This is a genomic window from Streptomyces sp. NPDC059895 (genome assembly GCF_042731035.1).
Classification (GTDB): domain Bacteria; phylum Actinomycetota; class Actinomycetes; order Streptomycetales; family Streptomycetaceae; genus Streptomyces.
In genome coordinates, this window is sequence record NZ_JBHWKO010000117.1 from 1 (window position 1) to 4,488 (window position 4,488).

At 69.1% G+C, this 4,488-nt stretch carries 5 protein-coding genes; 3 read left to right on the plus strand and 2 right to left on the minus strand.

The window, feature by feature from the left end; all coding sequences use genetic code 11:
* Positions 1–183 precede the first annotated feature (183 nt).
* Entirely contained in the window at positions 184–684 is a 501-nt protein-coding gene (locus ACFV9M_RS41795; RefSeq protein ID WP_385079744.1) for a hypothetical protein, read from the minus strand.
* Between the two features lie 473 nt (positions 685–1,157).
* On the opposite strand from ACFV9M_RS41795, the gene ACFV9M_RS41800 reads away from it, so the two are divergent.
* The 3 genes from ACFV9M_RS41800 to ACFV9M_RS41810 all read left to right on the plus strand — a co-directional run bounded on the left by ACFV9M_RS41800 (position 1,158) and on the right by ACFV9M_RS41810 (position 3,852).
* A complete protein-coding gene (locus ACFV9M_RS41800) occupies positions 1,158–2,132 on the plus strand; it encodes a tyrosine-type recombinase/integrase (protein WP_385079746.1) in 975 nt (324 codons plus the stop codon).
* Positions 2,133–2,250: 118 nt separating this feature from the next.
* Positions 2,251–2,766 (plus strand): hypothetical protein, encoded by a 516-nt coding sequence (locus ACFV9M_RS41805; RefSeq protein WP_385079749.1) that lies wholly within the window; start codon positions 2,251–2,253, stop codon positions 2,764–2,766.
* 249 nt (positions 2,767–3,015) lie between these two features.
* Entirely contained in the window at positions 3,016–3,852 is an 837-nt protein-coding gene (locus ACFV9M_RS41810; RefSeq protein ID WP_385079752.1) for an IS5 family transposase, read from the plus strand.
* Here the strand turns inward: ACFV9M_RS41810 and ACFV9M_RS41815 are convergent.
* Complete coding sequence (locus tag ACFV9M_RS41815; RefSeq protein ID WP_385079754.1) at positions 3,824–4,273, minus strand: hypothetical protein; 450 nt, start codon at positions 4,271–4,273, stop codon at positions 3,824–3,826. The two genes, ACFV9M_RS41810 and ACFV9M_RS41815, sit on opposite strands and share 29 nt — an antisense overlap.
* Positions 4,274–4,488: the final 215 nt, after the last annotated feature.

Sequence of the window (4,488 nt, forward strand, 5' to 3'; positions counted from 1 at the left end):
GGTGAGAGTCGCACGTCCGGTTCGGTGAGCGGCTCGGGGAAACGGAGCCGGGGAGACCCGGCCACCGCGCCCCGAGTCGACTCTCCACCTTCGCCTGGCTCACCCGCTCCCGGCGCCTCGCCCGCGACTACGAGCGGCTGCCCGCGTCGTCAGAGGCGATGATCCTGTGGTCGATGACCATGGTCATGACCCGCCGCCTCGGCCATCGCCGCAGGCGAACCGGCCCGGCACCGGCTCGTGCGCCCATCCCCGCGCAACGAGCCGCTTGAGCTTGCACCGCACACCCTCCGTCTTCGCCGCAACCACCTCCAGACCCAACAAAGCAGTGATCTCACGGCAGTTCAGTGGCTGACCGCCCGTGACGCGGCGTTCGGCCAGCAGGCCCATGACCTGCTGATACTCCGGCGCCAACACCGCGGCCGACAGCCCCTCCCGCCAGGGCGGAACAACCGACCCGGGCCTCGCCGCCGACGGCGTCACGGCCTCGTCCCCGTCCGGCGTCTTCCCCGCCTCACCGTCCTGGCCTGCGCTCTCGCCCACGCCCCACACCTCGCCGACCCGCCTGCGGGCGATCAGCCACTCGTCCCACTCCGACTGCGCCGCCTCCAACTCGGCCTGCAACTCCTCCACCCGCTTCCGGGCCGCCCGCTCCCGCTCCTCCAGCCGCCCCAGCACCGACGCCATCACACACCTCCAGCACGCCACCTTCACGGACGCACCGGACCTACCTCACCCACCCTGGCACTACACCTGACCAGCACGAACCCAGCCCCACACTCGGTTTCGAGAAGCCTTCTAACCCGCTCCGGTGTCTTGCCCGTCCAGGGGACCAGGAACGGCAAGGTCGCGAGTTGGCCTCGAACCCACGGAAGCAACTCCGCATAGCATGACGACGGACCCTTGAGTTCCCGCCGAGAACCCTTCAGTTTGCGTGAACTCGCGGGGCTCTGGCGCCGGTAGGAACATCGGAACGAAAACCGGCGCTAAGCCTTCGTCGGCCCTGATGGGCGGCTGACGGAGCATCGGCGACCGAACCCGTCTGAAGTCTTCCCGCAGATAACGCCCTATTATCTGCGGGAGCTTGGTTCGTCACCTGCGGTGACGTCCTCCGGGCCGTACATGAAGCGGCCCTGTTATCTGTGGCAAGGGGGGAAGTGGTGCCCACCGTCGTGCAACTGCCGGCTGGGAAGGCGTTGACCGTCCGCGCGGCGGCCGACGCCTTCCTCGACTCGCTCCGCAACCCGAACACGGTCCGCAGCTACTCGACCGGCGTCGGCAAGACCGCCGAGCGGATCGGAGGGGCCCGCCCGCTCGGATCCGTCGCGGACGACGAGATCGGCGAGGCCCTGGAACTGCTATGGGGCACCGCGGCGGTCAACACCTGGAACGCCCGCCGGGCGGCGGTGCTGTCGTGGCTTGGCTGGTGCGAGTCGTACGGGTATGACGGCCCGGCGGTCCCGGCCCGGACGAAGCGGCTGGCAGTGCCGGACTCCGAGCCCCCGGCCCGCTCGAAGATGGCCGTGGACCGGCTCATCGCCCGGCGCGAGGTCCACCTGCGGGAGAAGACGCTGTGGCGGATGCTCTACGAGACCGCCGGGCGGTCCGAGGAGATCCTCGGCGTGAACATCGAGGACCTGGACCTCGCCGCCCGCCGCTGCTCGGTCAAGGCCAAGGGCGCCCGCAGCAAGGTCCGCCGCCGAGGACAGGCGCGCGAGGACTTCGTGCTGGAGACGGTCTATTGGGACGCCGGCACCGCCCGGCTCCTGCCTCGCCTGCTGCGGGGCCGCACCCGTGGCCCGGTGTTCGTCACCCATCGCCGTCCCGGTCCGGGGAAGGTGGTCAGCCCGCGCGACGTCTGCCCGGACACCGGACTGGCCCGCCTCTCCTACGGCCAGGCCCGCGCCCTGCTCGATGAGCACACCGCCGTGCGCGGACCGGGGACAGGCTGGGACCTGCACGAGTACCGCCATTCCGCCCTCACCCACCTCGGAGAGCAGGGCGCCTCCCTGCTGATGCTGATGGCCAAGTCCCGGCACAAGAAACCGGAGAACGTCCGCCGGTACTTCAAGCCGTCCCCCGAGGCGATCTCTGAGCTGACCAGCCTGCTCGCCCCCGGCGACGCGCGCCGCTGACCCTGCTGTGCATGAAGTCGGCGTGCGGCTGTACGCCTGCTCGCGCCCGAGACAACCCTTGGATGGCATCCTTGGGTTAATTCCTTGACTTTAATCCAAGGATTGCTACCTTGGGTTCATGTCAAGCAATGAGAAGCCTCGCCTCATCCCGACCGGCAAGTGCTGGTGCGGCTGCGGGAAGGACGTCGGCCTGGGCAAGTTCTTCGCCGCCGGCCACGACAAAATCGCCGAAGCGGCGCTCATGGCCCTCAAGTACGACGGGTCCGTGGCCCAACTGCTTCACGCCCACGGCTTCGGCTCGCACCATTCCGTCCGCCACGCCGCCGTCACCGATCCGGACTGCTCGTGGGAGAAGTGCGCCGACTGCAACTACAGCGGCGCCCCCGCCAGCATCGCCAACCACCGCAAGAAGGATCATCCCGACCGGCATGTCCTCGCCCAGGCGATTCGCGCCCTCGGCGGCACCTGGGACCCGCAGCGCGCCATCAAGACTCTCGGCGACCACGGTCACACGTGGGAAGACCAACGGGCAGCGGAGAAACGGGTCCGGCAGATCCTGCGCGACCTGTGCGCGGACGGACTCATCGTCAAAACCGACCCTCAACGGGCTGTCTACGGCCTCGTTCAGGAGTAAGAAGCCATCCGCTTACCGTTCGACAGGCTTGATCAGTCGAACAGGGTTCCTGTTCGGGTGATCTCTCGGTGGTCGGGGCATAGCGGCAGGGCCTCTTGGTAGCTCGGGGTTGCGATCCCAACCGAGCAGTTCCAGGAGGCCCTGTTGTCGCAGTCTGTCGCGCTTTCGTCCGTGGAGTCCAACGCGCCGTCTCCTGCGTGTGACTGTCTCGCGCACAGGTTCGGCAACGCGGCGGACGGACCGGACCGCGTGCGGTGTTACGGCTCCGACCTGACGGAGGCGGAGTGGCAGGTCCTCTGGCCGTTGCTGCCGGTCCCCGCGTGGCTTCAGAGGCGGGGCGGCCGGCCGGAGGGCTATTGCCACCGCGTGATGCTGGACGCGGTCCGCTATGTCGTCGACAACGGAGTCAAGTGGGTCAACCTGCCCTGTGACTTCCCGCCGTACCGGCGGGTGCACGCGTTCGCCCGCCGCTGGCAGGTGACGGGCTTGCTCGCCGAGCTCCACGACCGGCTGCGCGACAAAGTGCGGCAGAAGGAGGGCCGTGAGGTGGACCCGACGGCCGCCATCGTGGACTCGCAGTCAGTGCGGGCAGCGGCAAACATCCCGCGCTTCACGTCCGGCTGGGACGGCGGCAAAAGGGTGGGCGGGCGCAAGCGGCACCTGGTGGTGGACTGCCTCGGCCTGGTCCTGGCCGTCGCGGTGACCGCGGCGAACGTGCAGGACCGGGACGCCGCAGTGCCTCTGCTTGAGCGGCTGCGCAGGCTGTACTTCTCCGTCCGGCTCGTCTGGGCGGACGGCGGCTATGCGGGGCACCTGGTCGACTGGGCGGCCGAGAAGCTTCACCTCACGCTCGAGATCGTCAAACGCTCCGACGACACCACGGGGTTCGTGGTGCTGCCGCGCAGGTGGGTGGTGGAAAGAACGCTGAGCTGGCTGATGCGCTCGCGTCGCCTGGTGCGCGACTACGAGACGCTGCCCGCCATGCACGAGGCCATGGTGCTGTGGTCCATGACCATGCTCATGAGCAGCCGCCTGGCCGGGCGCCGCCCTGGCGCCTTCAGCCGGCCGACGTCCCGAGCGGGGTGAACACCCCTGGCCGTGTCTGGAGCGCCCATCCCCGTTCCACCAGGCGTTTCGCCTTCGACCGCAGCCCCTCGACCTTCGCCGGGACCGCCTGAAGGCCCAGGGCCGCGGCCATCTGCTGGCACCGCATTCCTTCACCGCCCGCAGCCGACTCCAGCACGGACATGATCCGCTGGTAGTCCGCAGGCAGGACCGACGCCGTCATCCCCTCGGCCCGTCGCGGCACCACTGCCCCCGCCACCGTGCTCCCCACCGGCCCCACGACCGCGGACAGCGGCTCAGCCAGCACCTCGGCCACCGTCACACGGGCATCCGCAAGACGCTGAAGTGCGCGTTCTGCATCGCCGAGGGCGGCCCGCAACCGCGCGACCTCTTCCCGGGCCTTCTTCTCCCGGGCCTCCAGCAGACCGAGCACCGACGGCACCAGCCACCTCCGCAAGCGAGACGAACGGACGAACCACACCCATCCCTCCCGCCGCCAGCCGGAGTTCATGCCCACCCAGCCCGAACCAAACGATCACGTTCGGAAAGCGGATGGCGTCTAAGCTTGTTATTTAACCTCTGACCTCGAACAACGGCTCGCACACCGTCACTCACCTGGGGATTCGCCGGACAGGCGGACGGCCCTCGCATGATCCT